The 766-nt window shown below is 62.8% G+C and carries 1 protein-coding gene and 1 pseudogene; both read right to left on the bottom strand.

Features of this window, described 5'->3' with window-relative positions; all coding sequences use genetic code 11:
- Positions 1-244: pseudogene (locus EOA85_RS36480) on the bottom strand (ABC transporter permease); the annotation flags it as partial.
- A 1-nt stretch (position 245) separates the two neighbouring features.
- Positions 246-766, bottom strand: a 521-nt coding sequence (locus EOA85_RS36485; RefSeq protein WP_164760189.1) for an ATP-binding cassette domain-containing protein, incomplete at its 5' end; no start/stop codon positions are given.

The raw sequence follows: 766 nt of genomic DNA on the forward strand, positions 1-766 counted from the left end.
GGTCCAGCTCGTTGCCGGCGATGACGAACATCTGCGCGATCGTCGCCAGGGCGATCGGGATCGCCAAATTGAGCATCAGGCTGAAGCCGAAATAGCTGATGGCGCGCGGGTTGAGCCAGGCGATCGCCAGCAGCACCAGTACCAGCGACAATGCCGGCAGCAAGCCGCGCAGCAGGCGCGCCCGCGCCAGCCTGTCACGCTCGGAGGAACCTTTGAGGCCGGTCTCGATGGGTGCTGCCGTCATCTCAGGCAGCGTCGCCGAACGAGGACTGGATGATCTTTTTCTCCGTCAGCTCGTCGCGACGAAGGTTGGCGACAATCCGGCCGTTCTTGAAGACGTAGATTTGGTGGCAATTGTCGAGCTCTTCGGTTTCCGTGGTGTACCAGAGGAAGGTGCGGCCGCGGCCGGCCTCTTCGCGCACGAGGTCGTAGACCTCGAGCTTGGTGCCGATATCGACGCCGCGCATCGGGTCATCCATCAGCACAATCTTTGCGTCGGAACCGAGCGCCCGGGCAAACAGGGCCTTCTGCTGGTTGCCGCCGGACAGCGAGAAGATGTTATTGTTCATGTCGGGGGTGCGGATGCCGATTTTCTTTTGCCAAAAGTCGGCGAGTTCGGCTTCGCGCTGCGGCGAGATCAGCAGGCCGTTGCGCAATCGCTTCAGCGAGCGGATGCCGATGTTTTGCGCAATCGACCATTGCGGGAAAATCCCGTCCGACTGCCGGTCCCCGGCCACCAGGGCCACCGGCGCGGTGACCTCGATGC

The sequence above is a fragment of the Mesorhizobium sp. M5C.F.Ca.IN.020.29.1.1 genome, from assembly GCF_003997375.1.
Lineage (GTDB): Bacteria > Pseudomonadota > Alphaproteobacteria > Rhizobiales > Rhizobiaceae > Mesorhizobium > Mesorhizobium wenxiniae.